The organism is Porphyrobacter sp. AAP60 (assembly GCF_001296025.1).
GTDB lineage: Bacteria > Pseudomonadota > Alphaproteobacteria > Sphingomonadales > Sphingomonadaceae > Erythrobacter.
In genome coordinates this window covers 192,076-210,205 of sequence record NZ_LJHV01000008.1, presented here as the reverse complement: position 1 = coordinate 210,205, position 18,130 = coordinate 192,076, and the positions used below count along the sequence as shown (strand labels likewise).

Here is an 18,130-nt window from a genome sequence, read left to right as displayed (position 1 = left end):
GTAGACGAGTTGCGGCTTAAACCTCCGATCACCGCTTCCCCGCCTTGATCGGCACGACCTCCGCGCCCTTCCGCAGCTGGTCGAGGTGATTGCTCCACCATTGCGCCATGGCTACGCGCTCCTTCCAGTGGGCTCCGCGGTGGTACGCGGCACGGACTCTGTCGCTATCGCCATGAGCTAAGGCACGCTCGATCGCATCGGGGTGCCACTTGCCGCTTTCGTTGAGCAGGGTTGATGCCATCGCGCGGAAGCCGTGGGCGGTCATCTCGACTGTGGAATAGCCGAGGCGGCGCAGGCCTGCGTTGATCGTGTTGTCGCTCATCGGACGCTTGCGGGAGCGGATCGAAGGGAAGACGTAGCCGTCGGGGCCAGTTAGCGTGCGGAGGTCTTCGAGGATCGCAATCGACTGGCGTGAGAGCGGGACGAGGTGATCCTTGCGCATCTTGGTTTTGCCCGCTGGGATGGTCCACAAGGCCCCTTCGAAATCGAACTCGTTCCACTCGGCATGGCGCAGTTCGCCGGGGCGGACGAAGACATGTGGGGCCAGCTGCATAGCCAGTTTTGTAATCGGCTGGCCCTCATAGCCGTCGATGGCGCGCAGCAGTTCGCCCACGCGCACCGGGTCGATTATTGCGCCGTAGTGGGTGACGGTGGGAGCGGTCAGCGCGCCGCGCAGGTCGCGCGTGGGGTCCGATGAAAGGCGGGCGGTCGCTACAGCATAGCGGAATACTGCGCCGGCTAGTTGAAGGGTACGGCGAGCGCTTTCCAGTTGGCCTTTCCGCTCGATCTTTCGGACGGCAATCAGCACGTCCGCAGGTTCGATATCGGTGATGGGAAGCTTGCCAATCGATCCCTTGAGCAGCGACAGCAGATACTCGCTGCGCGTGGCCGTGCTCACTGCCCAGGCCTTTTGACCATCGCGCCGCCGCTTCGCACAGAACTCGGCGGCAATGGCGTCGAAGGTTGTCTCGGCCTGGATGCGCGATCGCACCTTCTCGCGTTGCTTTTCGCGGCCGGGATCCTTTCCAGCAGCGACCAACTCGCGGGCGTCATCACGCCTGCGCCGCGCCTCCGCGAGCCCAACCTGAGGGTAGATGCCGATCGCCAGCTTCTTCTCTTTGCCGTCGATGCGATATTTGACCCGCCACAGCTTGCCGCCGGACGGCTGCACCAAGAGGAACAGACCGAGAGTATCACCCACCTTATAGGGCTTCTCGCGCGGCTTGACGTTCCGGATCGCAACATCTGTCAGCGGCATGGCCCTCGGTCCTTTCCTAGCTGGTGGCCCCACGTGGGGGCCAGTCCAATTGCCCGAAATGCCTTGGCCCCGCGATGTGGCCCCCAAGGGCCCCGGATGCAGCGGGAAGAATAGGGACATTCTCGGACGACCGAGGGCCTAAATCCCTCGGATTTCCAAGGGGTTTATAGACTTTCTGGGGCTGTTTGGGAAGGGAGGGCTGGAGCGGGTAGCGGGAATCGAACCCGCATAGCCAGCTTGGAAGGCTGGAGCTTTACCACTAAGCTATACCCGCCCGCTCGCGCGCTCCAATGCCATCAGGCGGGGGCTTGCGTCAACGCTGTTTTGGCGCTGCGGCTATTGCGGGTTCACGGCCATGTTATCGATCAGGCGGGTGCCTGCGATCCTTGCCGCCACCAGCAGGCGGGCGGGCCCGGTTGTCAGCGCAGGAAGTGGGGTGAGCGATGTGCTGTCGGCTAGTACCGCGTAATCGATGCGGTCGAAACCGGCAGCGACGATTTCCGCCTCCAGCCCGGCAAGCGCACCGGCGACATCCGCTCCGCCCTTGATGGCCGCAATCGCTGCCCGCATGGCACGTGGAAGGGCGGCGGCAGCGGCGCGCTGTTCCGGCGCGAGATAGCGGTTGCGGCTGCTCATCGCGAGCCCGTCAGCCTCGCGCACGGTCGGCACGCCGATGATCGCGTCAACGTGCGGGCGACAGAGATCGAGATCGCGCGCCATCGCCCGGATCACCGCAAGCTGTTGGAAGTCCTTCTCGCCAAACAGCGCCACATCGGGCTGCACTTGGTTGAATAGCTTGCAAACCACGGTTGCCACCCCGTCGAAATGGCCAGGCCGGGCGGCGCCGCACAGGCCATCGCTGACGCCGGTCACGCTGATGTTGGTGGCAAAGCCGGCGGGATACATCGCCTCGGCCGAGGGAGCCCATAGCAGCGCGCACCCTTCGCCCTCCAGCATGGCGGCATCGGCGGCGAGCTGGCGTGGGTAGGCGTCCAGATCCTCGTTCGGCCCGAACTGTTTGGGATTGACGAAGATCGAGGCAACGACGTGATCGGCAACCGCTTGCGCACGGCGCACCAGCGTCAGATGGCCTTCGTGCAGCGCGCCCATCGTTGGCACAAGCGCGATGCGCTTGCCATCGCCGCGCAACTGTCCCAGCGCGGTTCTCAACATATCGAGCGTCTTGACCGTTTGCACCGCTTCGCCTCCAAGGATAAACCGCTGGCAGCGCCCTAGCGGTGCTTCCTGTCCCATTTCAAGCGGCTGCACTGCGGCCGCCGAGCGAGTAACCCGCCATGCCGCCCGCCCAGCCTGCAAATCAACCGCTTCCACCGCGCAAGTTGCGGCCGGGACAGGCGCACCGCATCGTCTTCGCCAACGAGAAGGGCGGCACCGGCAAATCGACCACTGCGGTGCACGTTGCGGTGGCGCTGTCATACCTCGGCGCGCGTGTAGCCTCGATCGACCTCGACCCGCGCCAGCGCACGATGCACCGCTATATCGAAAACCGGCTGGGCACGCTGGAACAGCGCGGGCTGACCCTGCCAACGCCCGATTGCGAAGTGTTTCGCGGGGCAAACACCGGCGATCTGATGGCCATGATCCGGCGGCTGGAGGCAAATTGCGATTTCCTGATCATCGACAATCCGGGCCGCGATGATCCCTATGCGCGGATCGCGGTGGAACATGCCGATACGCTGGTGACGCCGATGAACGACAGTTTTGTCGATTTCGACCTTATCGGTCAGGTCGATGCCGAGACGTTCAAGGTCAAGAAGCTGTCGTTCTTTGCCGAACTGATCTGGGAGGCGCGGATGAAGCGCAGCCGGATGACGCTGGAGCAACAGCGCCCCGAAATGGACTGGATCGTGGTGCGCAACCGCACCGGCCACGTCGAAGCGCGCAACCAGGCGCGTTTGCAGAAAGCGCTGGGGGAAATGGCCAAACGCGTCGGTTTCCGCGTAACGCCCGGTCTTAGCGAGCGCGTGATTTACCGCGAGCTGTTTCCTTCGGGGCTGACACTGCTCGACAAGGGGCATCTCGGTGAGCTTGGCACCAGTCACCTGATCGCGCGGCAGGAATTGCGTGCGCTGGTGATGGCGCTGGCCTTGCCGCAGTTCACGCCCGGACGCAGCGAACTGGCGCCGGCCTGAACGATGCTGGTGCGCGCCCTTATCCTGATTGTGGCGGTGTGTGTGCTGTGCCGCTGGGGACTGGGCAAGTGGCCGTGGGAATATCTGCGCTCTGTCCCCGTGCGCCAGCAAGCCATCGAACGCGCACGCAACCTGCTGGGCGTAAACGCCGCCGCCACCCGCGACGATGTGATTTCCGCCCACCGGAGGCTGACCGCGCTGGTGCATCCCGATCGGGGCGGAACGACTGCCGCCATGCAGGAAGCCAATGCAGCGCGCGATCTTCTGCTGGCGAACCTCCCCGCTGCACCTTTACCGCCCGACGAGGGCAATGGCTCCGATCAATCGCGGGATTGACACATTTCGGCGGCAGGCGTCTTGGCCAATGATCGGCAAGGCGGCAGGATTGTTCTTGCGATACCGACCGTTTTACCAGCCATAATGACGACGTGGCAGCAACCCTGCCGAACCGCTTTCGAGGAGCCACCCCGCACCATGCAACACCAGTTCCACCCTTCCGTACTGCGGGAATACGACATCCGCGGTATCATCGGCGAAACGCTGGGGGCGGATGACGCACGGGCGATCGGTCGGGCATTCGGAACCCTGCTGCGCGAGGCTGGCGGAGCGACTGTAGCGGTGGGATATGACGGACGGATCAGTTCACCCATGCTCGAACATGCGCTGGTCGAAGGCTTGACGGCGAGCGGGTGTGATGTGGTGCGGATCGGCCTGAGCGCCACCCCGATGCTTTATTATGCCGAGGCGTCAGCCGAACAGGTGGATGGCGGCATTCAGATAACTGGCAGCCACAATCCCCCCAATTACAATGGCTTCAAGATGGTATTTCTTGGCCGGCCGTTCTTCGGCGCCGATATCCAGAAGCTCGGGAAACTGGCAGCAGACGGGGCCTTCGCCAGCGGCGTGGGTGAGGTTACCACGCGCGACATCATGGGCGAGTATGTCGAGCGCCTGCTCGAAGGACTGGCCGGGATCGATACTGGCAAGCTCGAAGGCCTGAAGGTCGGCTGGGATGCCGGGAACGGCGCTGCCGGCCCTGCGCTCGAAGCGCTGGCTGCCCGGCTGCCGGGGGAGCATCATTTGCTGTTTACCGATGTTGACGGACATTTTCCCAACCACCATCCTGATCCGACTGTTGAAGCCAATCTGGCCGACTTGCGGGCTCTCGTCGCTGAGAAGAACCTCGATTTCGGAGTAGCTTTTGACGGGGATGGCGACCGCATCGGTGCGATCGATGGCACGGGCAGGGTCATCTGGGGCGATCAGCTGCTGATGATCTATGCCGAAGATCTGCTGAAAAATCGCCCCGGTGCGACGATTATCGCCGATGTTAAGGCCAGCCGGGCGCTGTTTGACCGGGTGGCGGAACTGGGCGGGGAGCCGCTTATGTGGAAGACCGGCCATTCGCTGATTAAGTCCAAAATGAAGGAAACCGGGGCGCCGCTGGCCGGCGAGATGAGCGGACACGTGTTTTTTGCCGATGACTACTACGGCTTCGACGATGCGCTTTATGCCGGTGTCCGGCTGCTGGCCGCTTCGGCGCGGCTGGGTAAATCGGTCACTGGGTTGCGTGGTGCGATCCCGCCTATGCTGAACACGCCCGAACTGCGTTTTCAGGTTGATGAGGCGCGCAAGTTTGCCGCCATGGCGGAGATTTCAGCGCGTCTCACCACTGCTCCCGGTGCCGGGGTCGAAAGCGTCAACGCCACCGATGGCGTGCGGGTCAACACCGCGGACGGATGGTGGCTGCTGCGCGCTTCGAACACGCAGGATGTGCTGGTTGCGCGCGCGGAGAGCGAAAGCGCTGAAGGGCTGGATCGGCTGATGGCGCAGATCGACGAGCAGTTAGCTCTGTCAGGGCTGGAGCGGGGCGAAAGCGTGGGCCACTGATGCGGTTGCGCTGTGCCATGACGGTGCCCGACGATGTACTCAAGGGATTGTAAGTCACCCGCAACACAGGCTGGCGCAATTCGCGATGCTGGGGCAGTGATGGGCAACACACTTGGAGAGAATCAATGAAGTCCACTCTGTTTGCCGCGTGCGCCGCGCTTTCCCTGCTGGCCGCTCCGGTCGCACTATGCGCGCAAAACCCGGAGGCGCAGGCAGAGGATGTGATGATCGATGATGCCGTCGCTTCCGATGAGCCTGACGAGTTGACGCAGGCGATGGCGATGCTTGGCGCGATGTTCCCGGCCGAGCCGCTGACCGCCGAACAGGAGGCCCGCCTGCCGCAGGCGCAGCGCATCATCAACCGGATGATCCCTGACGGGACCTTGTCCGAAATGATGGGATCAATGTTCGACAAGATGCTTGGCCCGATCATGCAGATGGGCGGCTCTGCCGCTACCACCACCGTGACGGCGGCAACGGGGCTGAGCACCTATGATCTCGATCTGACCCCGGAACAGACCGAGGAACTGGCGGGCCTCTTCGATCCGGCGTGGGCCGTGCGGCAGGAACGCGAAATGGCGATGCTTCCCGACATGATGACGCAGATGATGGACGCGATGGAACCCGGCATGCGCAAGGCGATGGCCGAGCTTTATGCGATCAACTTCAACCCGACCGAACTGGCCGAGATCGAGGCGTTTTTCCTCACCGAAACCGGCACGAACTACGCCCGCAAAAGCTTCACCATGTCGAGCGATCCGCGCGTCCTCAGCGCGACGATGGAGGCGATGCCGGCGATGATGGGCACTATCGGATCGATTGAGCAGAAGTTGGCCGAGGCCACGGCCGACCTTCCGGCCAAACGCAATTTCGCCGACCTCGCTCCAGCCGAACAGGCCAGAGTGGCCGAACTGACCGGCTATGCGGTCGAGGAGATTGAAGCCAATCTTTATGCCACCGAAGAAGCATCATGGGAGGCGATGGATGCCGCCGATGCTGCTGCCGATGAGGCCGCCGCCGAGGCTGACGCTGAGTGATGTGACCGCACAGCAAACCGGGCCCGCCGACGCTTCGCTACCCCCCGAAATCACAACGTGGTTCGTGCAGCGCGGGTGGCGGGTGCGGCGGCATCAGCTTGAAATGCTTGCCAAGGCGCGGGCGGGCCGTGATGCGCTGCTGGTGGCCGATACCGGGGCAGGCAAGACGCTGGCGGGGTTTCTGCCGACCCTGTGCGACTTTGCGTCCTCTGATGGTGTGCTGCCGCCTGAAGGTTTGCACACGCTCTACGTCTCGCCGCTGAAGGCGCTGGCGCAGGATGTGAAGCGCAACCTGCTGGCCCCGATCGAGGAAATCGGCCTGCCGATCCGGGTCGAAACCCGTAGCGGCGATACTCCGTCGGACCGCAAGAAACGCCAGCGTGAACGCCCGCCGCATGTGCTGCTTACGACGCCGGAAAGTCTTTCGCTGCTGCTATCCTACCCTGAAAGCGCTGACCTGTTCGCGGGGCTGAAGCGGATCGTGATCGACGAGGTGCACGCCTTTGCGACCGACAAGCGCGGCGATCTGCTGGCGCTGAGCCTTGCCCGGTTGCACGCCCTGGCACCGCAGGCGCAGCGGGTGGCGTTGTCTGCCACCCTCGCCAATCCACGCGACTTCCAGGAATGGCTGGCCCCGCAACACGCTGATGCGGGGGGCGAAATTGCCGCGGCCGATTTGGTACTGGGCGAGGACGGGGCCGATCCCGAGGTGGAAATCCTGCTCCCGATCGAAGAACGCGTGCCGTGGGGCGGGCACGCGGGGCGCTGGGCGGTGCCGCAGCTTTACGAGGCGATAAAGGCCAACCGCACCACGCTGGTCTTCACCAACACGCGGTTTCTGGCAGAGTTCATTTTCCAGTGCCTGTGGGAGGCGAACGAGGACCACCTGCCCATCGGCATCCACCACGGCAGCCTCTCGGTGGAAGCGCGGCGCAAGGTCGAAGAAGCGATGGCGCGCGGGGAATTGCGTGCGCTGGTCTGCACTGCCAGCCTCGATCTGGGGATTGACTGGGGCGATATCGATCTCGTCGTGCAGATGGGGGCGCCCAAGGGTTCCTCGCGCCTGCTCCAGCGGATCGGGCGGGCGGGGCACCGGCTGGATACGCCAAGCCGCGCGGTGCTGGTGCCGGGCAATCGCTTTGAATTCCTTGAAGCAATGGCGGCCAAGGATGCGGTCGATCAGGGCCAGCGCGATGGCGAGGCGTTCCGGCCCGGCGGGCTTGATGTGCTGGCCCAGCACGTGATGGCCTGCGCCTGTGCGGGGCCGTTTCACGAAGGGGAGTTGCTGGCCGAGGTGCGATCCAGCCTCGCCTATAGCTGGGTGGACGATGCGACCTTTGGCCGTGTGCTGAGCTTCGTGTCGAATGGCGGCTATGCGCTCAGGGCCTATGACCGGTTCCAGCGGATTGTGCGTGACAAATCAGGTGTCTGGCGGCTTTCCCACCCCAATCAGGCGCAGCGCCACCGGATGAATGCGGGGATCATCGTCGATTCCGAAATGCTCATTGTGCGGTTCAAGAATGGCCGAAGTCTGGGCAAGGTCGAGGAGCGGTTTGCCGCACAGCTTTCACCCGGCGATACTTTCTTCTTCGCGGGCATCAGCCTTGAGGTTGAAAGCGTGAAGGACATGGACGTGGTGGTGCGCGCTGCCAAAAAAAGCGCCACTATTCCGTCATATGGCGGCCTTCGCCTGCCGCTCACCACCCACCTGGCGACCCGCGTGCAGGCGATGCTGGCAGACCGGGCTGGCTGGGGGCGGTTCCCCGATGATGTGCGCGAATGGCTGGAGATGCAGGACTATCGCAGCCGGCTGCCTGCGCCGGGCGAGTTGTTGGTCGAGAGCTTCCCGCACGCAGGGAAACACTACACCTGTTACTACACATTCGAGGGGTGGAACGCGAACCAGTCACTGGGGATGCTGATTACCCGGCGGATGGAAGATCGCGGGCTGATGCCGGGCGGGTTTGTGGCGAATGATTATTGTCTCGCGGTATGGGGGCTGAAGCCGGTCGATAACCCTGCCCCTTTGTTATCGCCCGATATTCTGACCGACGAGTTCGTCGAATGGGTCACCGAAAGCCACCTTTTGCGCCGCGCATTCCGCGAGGTGGCGGTGATCAGCGGGCTGGTGGAACGCCAGCATCCCGGCAAGAAGAAGACCGGCAAACAGGTCACCTTTTCGACTGATCTCATTTACGATGTGCTGAAGAAATACGAGCCGGATCATGTGCTTATCGAGGCAGCATGGGCCGATGCGCGGGCGCGGATGACGGATGTGGGGCGGCTTGCCGGTCTGCTTGAACGGTCGGAGCGCGAGCTGGTGCATGTCTCGCTGGAGCGGGTGTCGCCGCTGGCGGTGCCGGTCATGACGATGATCGGGCGTGAGGCGGTGCCGCAAGGCGCGGTGGATGATGAATTGCTACTGGAGGCCGAGGGGCTGATTGCCGCCGCGATGCGGCCCGATCCGGAGCAGGAGGCCGATTAGCGCAAAATGTTTCACGTGAAACATTGCGATTGCCCGATCAGGCTGTCGGCGCGGTGGCACAAGCGACGAAACCCGCGCCAATCCATTCAAAAAGGGCGCTGCGATCGCTCGCAACGCCCCTTTTGGTGATAGTCTAGGCGAAGCTAGACGGGGTCAAGACCGACCTAAGGCCGGTCTAGCCCCGGCAAATCACTTGCCGAATTCGCGATACTTGTCGTTGCCGACAAACCCGAACTTGGTCACGCCCGATGCCTTGATGGTTTGCAGCACGCGGGCCGACAGCTGATAGCTGGCAAGCGCTTCAGGCTCGAACTGCAGTTCGGGCTCGGGCACCATCGTGGTCGATTGCTGCAGGGCAGAGACCAGCTGACCTTCGCTGATCGATTCGCCATTCCACAGGATCAGATCGTCTTGCGACAGAACCAGCTTGTTCTTCGTCGGCTCGACCAGCGGCGGCGGCGAATTGTTGGGCTGCGGCAAATCGATGTCGACCGAGTGGGTCGCCACCGGGATGGTGATGATGAACATGATCAGCAGAACGAGCAGAACGTCGATCAGCGGCGTCATGTTCATTTCCATCATCGGCTCGCCGTCGAGTTTTCCTCCGGCCATACCCATGTCAGTTACTCCTTGAAAAACCTAAACAATCAGCCGTTCGGATCAACCGGGTTCGAAATGAACCCGACGATCGGATAGCCCGCGCGCTGCACGTTGTAGATCGCGCCGGCAACACACCGCCACGGAGCCTGAACGTCACCGCGAATATGCACCTGCGGGATCGCTTCGGGATCCTGCATCAGCGCTTCGGCGCCGCCCGCACGACGGACGATGGCATCGAGACGATCAAACGCCATCTTTTCCAGTTCGGCCGAGGTAACAGGCGTGATGTTGTTGAAATAGACCCGGCATTCGCCCCCGCGCGAGGCGCCTGCAAAGCCCGGCTCCCCTGCGCTGCGTCCGGCGGCATCGGTGGTGCTGATCGTAAGCAGCAGGTTTTCCACCTTGTCCTTGGATTCTTCGGATTCGAAGACCGGAATTTCCAGCCGTTCGATCGTCTGAATCGCCACCGGAACCGCGATGAGGAAGATGATCAGGAGCACCAGCATCACGTCCACCAGCGGCGTGGTGTTGATGTCGGACAGTGGGGTATCCGCCCCGCCTCCCATCGAAATCGCCATTGTGAATTCCTACCTGTGTCAAACAATTTGACTTGAAGACTTGCCCCGGACGGCCCCGTTTACAGGGACGGTATCCGGGTGGAAGTGGCGGGGGCGACCATCACGATCGGCCCCCGCCGCTTGTGACAATGGTGATCAGGCCTTCGGGGCAGGCGCTGCGGGCTTGGCAGCCGGCTTGGCAGCCGGAGCTGCTGCCGTCACAGTCGGCTTCACCGCGCCGTTCGAGTTCATGTAGGCCAGCAGATCGGTCGTGAAGGTGCTGAGCATGGCGGCGATGCGGCGGTTGCGCGACTGCAGCCAGTTGAACGCGAACACGGCAGGCACAGCCACGAGCAGACCGATGGCGGTCATGATCAGCGCTTCACCAACCGGGCCGGCGACCTTGTCGATCGAGGCGTTGCCGGCGATGCCGATGTTGATCAGTGCGCGGTAGATCCCGATCACGGTGCCGAGCAGACCCACGAAAGGTGCGGTCGCACCGACGGTTGCCAGGAACGGCAGGCCGCCCGCGAGCACGGCGTTGATCGAATCTTCCGAACGCTGCAGCGAACCGTGCATGTAATCATGCGATTCAAGGCTGTCGGTCATCTTGCCGTGCTCGTCCTGCGCCTTCACGGCGTCGTCGGCGAGCTGGCGCCATGCGCTGTCCTTGTCGAGCTTGGTCGCGCCTTCGCGCAGGCTGCCGGCGCGCCAGAAGGCGGTCTGCACGTTCTTGTACTGGTTCATCACCTTGTTCTGTTCGAACAGCTTGGTGAACATGATGTAGAACGAGCCGACCGACATGATGACCATCACGGCAAGGATCGTCCAGGCGACTGGGCCGCCCTCGCGCATGGCTTCGACGAAGCCGAACTTGTTTTCGGGTGCTGCTTCACCGGCTGCTGCGGCGAGAAGATAAAGGTTCATTGCGAAAAGTCCTCTTGAAAATGTTGTACCGGGGGCGGGCGGCTGCACCGCCCGCCGGATAATCCGTCAGTTCAAACGATAGGTAATGCGGGTGGTGTAACTGCCCGACGTCGGGTTACCGGCGGCATCCAGTGCCGGTTCAAAGCGTGAATAACGCTCCATCCCAACACAGGCCGCCTGATCCAGAATGGACGAACCGCTTGATGCGGTTACCGAACATCCGGTTGCCCGGCCATCGGCTGTCACCGTCACGCGCACACCCACGGTACCCTCGGTTTCCTCACGCAGAGCGCGAGCCGGGTAGTTTTCCTGAATGCGCGCAGCCCAGCTGCGTTCGTTCTTGGTGCGGGCACCGCGAGCCTTCGAAGGCGCCGGCGGGGCAGGCGGGGTTGGCGGGCCCGGAGGGGCCACGTTGCTCGCTTGCGTATTCACCGGCTGCGGCGGCGGCGGAATTGGCACCGACTTCACCTCTGGCGGATTCGGCGCGATGTCAAACGGCGGCGGCGGCGCTACCGGCGGCGGGGGCGAAGTTTGCTCCGGCACTTCTTCGGGCGGCGGTGGCTCGTCCGGTGGCGGCGGCGGTTCTTCTTCCTTGACTTCGACGGTGGTCACACGTTCGACCATTTCCTTGACGGCATCGACGGCAAGAAAGACGACCATGCCCAGCCCGACGCTCCCGACGATCGCTAGTGCGATGATCAGTGAGACTAGCTTGGGGCCGGTCAATCCTTGTTGTTGGCTAGCGTAGGACATCCAGCGCTTTCTCTCCAATTACTCGCCGATCAGGGGATCGGCACACTCCCCATTCTCCGCCCTTTCGGACGGGCGAATGGATCCCGGTTATTTTGGCCCTCCCATGTCGAAAAACACGGCACGGGCGTGTGCTGGATATGCACGCCGCCCGAACCTGATCCCGACTGGTACGTTCTGGACGCCTTAGTCCTGAACGCAACCTGAGCTGTCTGCGTGGCAATGTCCCCAGTCCCGCGCAGTCAGCACTCGGGCTTTAACGGGCAACCCCAAGCCGATCAAACGCTTTTGCGGTTCAGGGCGGATTCACTGCGAGCCATGTGCAATAGGGAGTGCTAAAGCTGCATGCTGGAACCGATCGATGAGAACCATGATGACACCACAGGTTAAAGACGAATTAACCCGCTTTTTCAGGCCTATGGCGGCAGCCGCATTGGTCCTGGGCGGGATGGTGGTTGCACCCCTTGCAGCCCCCGATGCAGTCCGTGCACAAACTTCATCTGCCCCTACGGCGGCGGCAACAAATGGGCCGACTTATGCCGATCTGGCGACATTTTCTGACGCGGCAGACCTTGTCGTGCGCGTCCAGATTCGCCGCCAGACGGTGCTGAAGCCTGATCGTGCGCCCGGCCTCGCAGCGGGATTCGCGCGTCTTTACATCGAGGCTGACACGGTGGCGCTGATCGCCGGCCGCGCTTCGGTGGGCGGCGCTCTGGCATATCTGGTTGATGTCCCGCTTGATGCAAAGGGCAAGGTGCCCAAGCTGAAAAAGCGCGAATTCGTGCTGTTTGCCGATAGCGTGCCAGGCCGCGCGGGCGAGGTGCGGCTGGTCGCGCCGGGCGCGCAGCTGGAATATACGCCCGCGCTTGAGGCACGGCTGCGCCCGCTGCTGAGCGAAATCTACGCTGCCAGTGTGCCGCCGCGTATCACCGGCATCAGCGATGCGCTGGCGGTGGCGGGCACCTTGACGGGCGAATCGGAAACCCAGATTTTTCTGGCAACCGAAAACCGTTCGCCCGTGTCGATCACGGTGCTGCGGCGTCCGGGGCAGACCCCGCAGTGGGGCGTTTCGTGGGGCGAAATCATCGATTCCTCGGCCCGCCCGCCTGCACCCGAAACGCTGCGCTGGTATCGCCTCGCCTGTTCGCTGCCCGCGCAATTGCCGAGCAACGCCAATCTCGCGCGCGAACCGGAGGCGCGGCGGCTGGCGGCGGGGGATTATGCCTATGTGATCGCCCAGCTTGGCCCGTGCACGCGGCGCATCACGCAGGCCCCTGCGGCAAGCTGACAGCTTGACCGCACGGGCTGCGTGGTTAAGCGGCGTTGCGATTCATGATGGAGCGCCGCTTGACCACCACCGCACCTGCCCCTGCACCTATGGCCCCGCTACGTATCGCCATCGCCGGTCTCGGCACGGTTGGCGCAGGGGTTATCCGGCTGCTTGATACCAACCGCGCTCTGATTGCGGCGCGGGCGGGACGCGGGATCGAGGTGGTGGCTGTCAGCGCGCGCGATCGCGGCAAGGATCGCGGCGTCGATATCGCCCGCTTTGCGTGGGAAGACGATATGACCGCGCTGGCCCGGCGCGATGATGTGGATGTGGTGGTGGAACTGGTCGGCGGTTCGGACGGCCCGGCGCTGACATTGTCGCGCGCAACGTTGAGCGCGGGCAAGGGCCTTGTCACCGCCAACAAGGCAATGGTCGCGCATCACGGGCTGGAACTGGCACAGCTGGCCGAAGGGCATAATGCCGCCCTGAAGTTCGAAGCAGCCGTCGGCGGCGGCATCCCGGTGATCAAGGGCCTGCGCGAAGGCACCAGCGCCAATGCGCTGACGAAGGTTTACGGCATCCTCAACGGCACCTGCAATTATATCCTCTCGACCATGGAGCGCACCGGGGCCGATTTCGCCGATGTGCTGGCCGAGGCGCAAAAGCTGGGCTTTGCCGAGGCTGATCCGGCCTTCGACATCGAAGGCGTGGATGCGGCGCACAAGCTGGCGATCCTGGCCGCGATCGGGTTCGGCACGCGGGTCGATTTCGCTGGCGTGCGGGTGAGCGGCATTACGCAGGTACGCGCCGCCGATATCGCGCAGGCCGATGCGCTGGGCTTTGTGATCCGGCTGATCGGGGAAGCCGATGTGGAAGAGACTGCCGATGGGGCGCGCCTGCTCCAGCGCGTGCGGCCCTGCCTTGTCGCCAGAGGCCACCCCTTGAGCGCTGTCGACGGCGCCACCAATGCCGTGGTGGCGGAGGGCAATTTCTCCGGCCGCCTGCTGTTTCAGGGCGCAGGCGCGGGCGACGGGCCGACCGCGAGCGCGGTTGCCGCCGACCTGATCGACATTGCGCGCGACGAAGTGGGCGCGCCCTTCTCGATCCCCAGCAGCCAATTGGCCGCGCTGCCACCGGCCGAACCGGGCCACCGTACCGAGCGCACCTATATCCGCTTCATGGTGAAAGACCGCCCCGGCGTGCTGGCCGAACTCACCGCCGCGCTGCGCGATGGTGACGTTTCGATTGAAAGCCTGATCCAGCAAGGCCGTTCGCAAAGCGGGGGCGAGGTGATGGTGGCGATGGTCACGCACGAAGGGCCGGAACGCTGTGTGGCCAAGGCGCTGGCGCTGCTCGAAGGGTCGGACAGCCTTTCGGGCGAGCCGCTGGTGCTGCCGATTTTGCCGCTCTAGGGTAAAGCATTGCACCATTTCCGTTCGCCCTGAGCTTGTCGAAGGGCTGCTTTTCCTTTGGGCTTAAGTGTGTGACGGAAGAAGAAGGACGGTCCTTCGACAAGCTCAGGACGAACGGAGTAAGGGCTCTTCGGCTGATGGTTCCTCGGGTCCACCCACCTCCGGCAAGCCCAGTTCCGCTTCCAGCCGGGTGCGGGCCTCATCTGAAAGTGGCGCGTCGTCGCCCTGCAAGGGGGCCAACCCCTGCGCCACCCTTTCGGCATCCGATCCGGCGGGCGGCGGCGGGATGGCTTCGACGTCGATGATCAGCGCCTCATCCTTGGGGCATGGCCCGATGAAGCATAGTCCGCTGATCGTGGGCGGCCCGCGAAAGATGCCCGGCCCGGCCACATCCGGAGGCGCAATCGTGCCGGCGTTCTGGGTGCGTTCGGCGTAATCTTTCAGCCATGCGGCGCGGCTGCCGCTGTAAAGCTGCGAGGTGTCGACCTCCAGCGATCGGCACACCACAATCTCGCCATCAATGATGCCGCGTTCGCGCTGGTCTTCGCATTCCTTGACCAGCGCGGCATTGGCAGCCTCGGGCGCGGGCGGCGGGGCGAGGATGTCGATGGTTTCGGGCGGCGAGCCGGTCGGCGCATCGGGGCCGAGATCGATCGGAATGCGCTCCGGCTCGGGCGGCGCGTTCAGCGGGGCGCGCTGCGGCGGGCGGGTCGCCTCGCGCAGGGGCGGCAGGCGGAGGGTCTGCTCGGGCGGCACCTGCGGCCCGATGGGCACCTGCGGCTCGGTTGCCACCTGCGCAGCCAGCGCGATGAAGAAGAAGGGGAAGGGCACGGCCTATGCTGCCTAACTGCCCTTCTTCTTGCCCCTCGGCGGAGTGGCGGTCTTGATGCCTGCCGCTTCGCGCCGGGCCCTTTCTTCTTCCTCGGTCAGTTCGCGTTCTTCGTTCAGCGGCGGCAGCCCGCGTGAAATCCGGTCGGCATCGGAACCGGCGGGCGCCTGCGGCAGGGCTTCGACATCGATCATCAGCGCTGGCGGCGGCACCCCGCCAAAGCTGATCGGATTGCCGTGATTGGGAATGCCGAAGGCTTCGGGCGCACGCGTGCCACCCTTGAGCATGGTTTCCTGCGCATAGCGTTTTTGCGCGGCGGCGCGGCTTTCGGAAAGCGAATTGCTGCCATCATCGCCCACCTGGCGGCACACCACGATTTCGCCGCTGATTGTGCCGGCATCGGCGCGGTCTTCGCATTCCTGTACCTGCGCCTGATTGATCTCCCCGCGCGGCACGGTGACCATCACATTGACGCGCGGACGCGGCGGCACGTCGAGCGGCGGGGAGGTGGTTGCCGCCGGATCGGCGGGCGGAGTCGCTGCGGTGTCATCCTGCGCGATCACAGGGGCGCTGATCAAAAGGGCCATAAGCGGCAGAACGGCGCGGAAACCCGGCACGATAGGCATGGCATTGCTCGACAAACCCGTCTCCATCCGCTTAAGCCCCCTGCCGATACATGGTCTGGTCGCATCCAGAGCGAAGAAGGGCTGAATTGCGCATGAACTCGTCAAACGATACCCACCTCACCGCCGCTGATCAAGCAGCCAGCGACGCAGCCAGCGACAATGCAATCCAGCGCGTTCTGGTGCTGGAGATGGTGCGCGTCACCGAAGCGGCGGCGATTGCCGCTGCGCAATTGATCGGGCGCGGGGATGAAAAAGCCGCCGATGCCGCCGCTGTCGAAGCCATGCGCCGCGCTTTCGATACGCTCTATATGGATGGCACCGTGGTGATCGGCGAGGGCGAGCGCGATGAAGCGCCGATGCTGTTCATCGGTGAAAAGGTCGGTATCGGCAAAGGCCCCAAGATCGACATCGCGCTCGATCCGCTGGAAGGCACCACCATCACCGCCAAGGCCGGGCCCAATGCGCTGGCCGTGCTGGCGGCGGCGGAAGAAGGCTGCCTGTTGAACGCGCCCGATGTTTACATGGACAAGCTGGCGGTCGGCCCCGGTTACCCCGAAGGCATCATCGATCTGGCCAAGTCCGCGACCGAGAATGTGATGGCGGTGGCAGAGGCCAAGGGCGTGAAGCCGCGCGACATCAATGTCTGCGTGCTGGATCGTCCGCGCCATGCCGAACTGATCGCAGAGCTACGCAGCATCGGCTGCGGTGTGGTGCTGATCGGTGATGGCGATGTGGCGGGCGTGATCGCGGTGACCGACGAGGAAACCACGATCGACATGTATATGGGCCAGGGCGGCGCACCCGAAGGCGTGCTGGCCGCAGCCGCGCTGCGCTGCGTGGGCGGGCAGTTCAACGGGCGGCTGGTGTTCCGCAACGAAGATGAAAAGGCCCGCGCCCGCAAGTGGGGGATCGAGGATCTGAACCGCATCTACAAGCTGGAAGATCTGGCGAAGGGCGACTGCATCTTCGCCGCCACCGGCGTGACCGACGGCTCGCTGCTCGACGGGGTCAAGCGCCGCCGCAAGCCCACGGGAGAGGTCTACATGACCACCGAAAGCGTGGTGATGCGGGCATCATCGGGGACGGTAAGGTGGATTCGCGGAGAGCACAGGATCGCGTGATCGGTTAAAGGGCGCAGGGCCGCTGCTACCGCCAAGGCCCTCCGCACCGTCTGCCCGCAGGCACACAACGGCGCGTCAGCCGCTAATTCGCCGCGCCCGGCACCATCGGATCCGGCCCCGCAGGAACCACGCCGGTCGGATTGATGTGCGAATGGCTCTCGTAATAGTGACGCTGGATGTGCCGGAAATTGACCGTCTCGGCGATGTCTTCCAGCGCGTAGAACCGGCGGGTAAACGCGGCGAGGTTCGGATAATCCGCGATCCGGCGAATGTTGCACTTGAAATGCCCATGATAAACCGGATCGAAGCGGATCAGCGTTGTCCAAAGCCGGATGTCGGCTTCGGTAAGCTGTCCGCCGACCAGCCAGTCTTGGCCTTCCAGACGTTTCTCAAGCTCGTCCAGCATCGCAAACAGCGGTATCACGGCATCTTCGTAGGCCTGCTGCGAGGCAGCGAAACCGGCCTTGTACACGCCGTTGTTCACCGCGCCGTACACGCGGTCGTTCAGTACATCGATCTCGGCCCGCAACGCTTCGGGATAAAGATCGCGATCATTTGCGCCGCAATCGTCGAAGGCGCTGCCCAGCATCCGCAGGATATCGGCGCTTTCGTTGTTCACGATGGTGCCGGTCTTCGTGTCCCACAGCAGCGGCACCGTGACATGGCCCGAATAGTCCGGCTTGGCCTTGGTGTAGACCTGATGAAGGGCTTGCGCGCCGCACAGTGGATCGGGCGTCACGCATTCGCCCTTCCGGAAAGACCAGCCTCCGTCTTTCATCAGCCAGTGAACCACCACCAGTTCGATCTCGCCGGTAAGCCCCTTCAGGTGGCGGGCGATATTGGCGCGGTGTGCCCATGGGCAGGCGAGGCTGATGTAGAGCCGATAGCGCCCCGGTTCGGCCTGAAAACCACCTGTCCCGGTCGGGCCGGGCGATCCGTCGGGCGTTATCCAGTTGCGAAAGGCGCTCTCGTCGCGCTCGAACGCGCCGCTATCCGCGTCGTTATAATCCCATTCGTCATGCCATTCGCCGTCTTTGAGAAAACCCATGCTTCACCTTTTTGCTATGGGAGGGAAAGCAGGCCGGAAGCGTTTGGGTTCCCGACTGGCGCGGTACTGTCTGCTGCACGGGCCAGGGCGTGGCCCGCATGGGATCAAGAGGAAACACCGTCGTATCATCCAACCGGTCGACAAAGCTCCCTCCCACGTTGCAATTC

At 63.7% G+C, this 18,130-nt stretch carries 17 protein-coding genes and 1 tRNA gene; 8 read left to right on the top strand and 10 right to left on the bottom strand.

Annotated elements, in window-relative coordinates:
* Window positions 1-28: 28 nt before the first annotated feature.
* The 3 genes from IP79_RS06940 to panC all read right to left on the bottom strand — a co-directional run bounded on the left by IP79_RS06940 (window position 29) and on the right by panC (window position 2,455).
* The gene (locus IP79_RS06940) at window positions 29-1,258 is read right to left on the bottom strand and encodes a tyrosine-type recombinase/integrase (RefSeq protein WP_054118535.1); all 1,230 of its coding nucleotides are present in this window, start codon (window positions 1,256-1,258) and stop codon (window positions 29-31) included.
* A gap of 200 nt (window positions 1,259-1,458) precedes the next feature.
* Window positions 1,459-1,532 (bottom strand) — tRNA-Gly (locus IP79_RS06935).
* 62 nt (window positions 1,533-1,594) lie between these two features.
* Window positions 1,595-2,455: a pantoate--beta-alanine ligase gene (gene panC, locus IP79_RS06930; RefSeq protein ID WP_054118967.1), complete on the bottom strand. Its 861-nt coding sequence runs from the start codon at window positions 2,453-2,455 to the stop codon at window positions 1,595-1,597.
* A 98-nt stretch (window positions 2,456-2,553) separates the two neighbouring features.
* Between panC and IP79_RS06925 the strand changes: the two genes are divergently transcribed.
* The 5 genes from IP79_RS06925 (at window position 2,554) to IP79_RS06905 (ending at window position 8,823) form a co-directional block, all read left to right on the top strand.
* Window positions 2,554-3,411 (top strand): division plane positioning ATPase MipZ, encoded by an 858-nt coding sequence (locus IP79_RS06925; RefSeq protein WP_082337067.1) that lies wholly within the window; start codon window positions 2,554-2,556, stop codon window positions 3,409-3,411.
* 3 nt (window positions 3,412-3,414) lie between these two features.
* Complete coding sequence (locus IP79_RS06920; RefSeq protein WP_054118534.1) at window positions 3,415-3,747, top strand: molecular chaperone DnaJ; 333 nt, start codon at window positions 3,415-3,417, stop codon at window positions 3,745-3,747.
* A gap of 138 nt (window positions 3,748-3,885) precedes the next feature.
* Complete coding sequence (gene pgmG, locus IP79_RS06915; RefSeq protein WP_054118533.1) at window positions 3,886-5,301, top strand: phosphoglucomutase/phosphomannomutase PgmG; 1,416 nt, start codon at window positions 3,886-3,888, stop codon at window positions 5,299-5,301.
* A gap of 125 nt (window positions 5,302-5,426) precedes the next feature.
* Window positions 5,427-6,338 (top strand): hypothetical protein, encoded by a 912-nt coding sequence (locus IP79_RS06910; protein WP_054118532.1) that lies wholly within the window; start codon window positions 5,427-5,429, stop codon window positions 6,336-6,338.
* Entirely contained in the window at window positions 6,295-8,823 is a 2,529-nt protein-coding gene (locus IP79_RS06905; RefSeq protein ID WP_420705625.1) for a ligase-associated DNA damage response DEXH box helicase, read from the top strand. The genes IP79_RS06910 and IP79_RS06905 overlap by 44 nt, the downstream gene beginning before the upstream one ends.
* Before the next feature lie 189 nt (window positions 8,824-9,012).
* Here the strand turns inward: IP79_RS06905 and IP79_RS06900 are convergent, their stop codons facing one another.
* The 4 genes from IP79_RS06900 to IP79_RS06885 form a co-directional block, all read right to left on the bottom strand.
* The gene (locus tag IP79_RS06900) at window positions 9,013-9,441 is read right to left on the bottom strand and encodes an ExbD/TolR family protein (protein ID WP_054118531.1); all 429 of its coding nucleotides are present in this window, start codon (window positions 9,439-9,441) and stop codon (window positions 9,013-9,015) included.
* A gap of 29 nt (window positions 9,442-9,470) precedes the next feature.
* Window positions 9,471-10,001, bottom strand: coding sequence for an ExbD/TolR family protein (locus IP79_RS06895; RefSeq protein WP_197273765.1), 531 nt, complete (start codon window positions 9,999-10,001; stop codon window positions 9,471-9,473).
* 135 nt (window positions 10,002-10,136) lie between these two features.
* Complete coding sequence (locus IP79_RS06890; RefSeq protein ID WP_054118530.1) at window positions 10,137-10,907, bottom strand: MotA/TolQ/ExbB proton channel family protein; 771 nt, start codon at window positions 10,905-10,907, stop codon at window positions 10,137-10,139.
* A gap of 66 nt (window positions 10,908-10,973) precedes the next feature.
* Window positions 10,974-11,660: an energy transducer TonB gene (locus IP79_RS06885; protein WP_054118529.1), complete on the bottom strand. Its 687-nt coding sequence runs from the start codon at window positions 11,658-11,660 to the stop codon at window positions 10,974-10,976.
* A gap of 445 nt (window positions 11,661-12,105) precedes the next feature.
* On the opposite strand from IP79_RS06885, the gene IP79_RS06880 reads away from it, so the two are divergent.
* Window positions 12,106-12,945 (top strand): hypothetical protein, encoded by an 840-nt coding sequence (locus IP79_RS06880; RefSeq protein WP_054118963.1) that lies wholly within the window; start codon window positions 12,106-12,108, stop codon window positions 12,943-12,945.
* A gap of 89 nt (window positions 12,946-13,034) precedes the next feature.
* On the top strand, window positions 13,035-14,339 hold the full coding sequence (locus IP79_RS06875; protein ID WP_054118962.1) for a homoserine dehydrogenase: 1,305 nt from the start codon (window positions 13,035-13,037) through the stop codon (window positions 14,337-14,339).
* 105 nt (window positions 14,340-14,444) lie between these two features.
* On the opposite strand, the gene IP79_RS06870 is transcribed toward IP79_RS06875, so the two are convergent.
* Together IP79_RS06870 and IP79_RS06865 are read right to left on the bottom strand one after the other, a co-directional pair.
* Complete coding sequence (locus tag IP79_RS06870) at window positions 14,445-15,170, bottom strand: hypothetical protein (RefSeq protein ID WP_054118528.1); 726 nt, start codon at window positions 15,168-15,170, stop codon at window positions 14,445-14,447.
* A gap of 12 nt (window positions 15,171-15,182) precedes the next feature.
* Window positions 15,183-15,821, bottom strand: a complete 639-nt coding sequence (locus IP79_RS06865) for a hypothetical protein (protein ID WP_054118527.1) — start codon at window positions 15,819-15,821, stop codon at window positions 15,183-15,185.
* A gap of 65 nt (window positions 15,822-15,886) precedes the next feature.
* Here IP79_RS06865 and glpX point away from each other — a divergent pair, with 65 nt between their 5' ends.
* Window positions 15,887-16,915, top strand: a complete 1,029-nt coding sequence (gene glpX, locus IP79_RS06860) for a class II fructose-bisphosphatase (protein WP_054118526.1) — start codon at window positions 15,887-15,889, stop codon at window positions 16,913-16,915.
* An 82-nt stretch (window positions 16,916-16,997) separates the two neighbouring features.
* Here the strand turns inward: glpX and IP79_RS06855 are convergent, their stop codons facing one another.
* Window positions 16,998-17,963, bottom strand: a complete 966-nt coding sequence (locus IP79_RS06855; RefSeq protein WP_054118525.1) for a glutathione S-transferase family protein — start codon at window positions 17,961-17,963, stop codon at window positions 16,998-17,000.
* Window positions 17,964-18,130 lie beyond the last annotated feature (167 nt).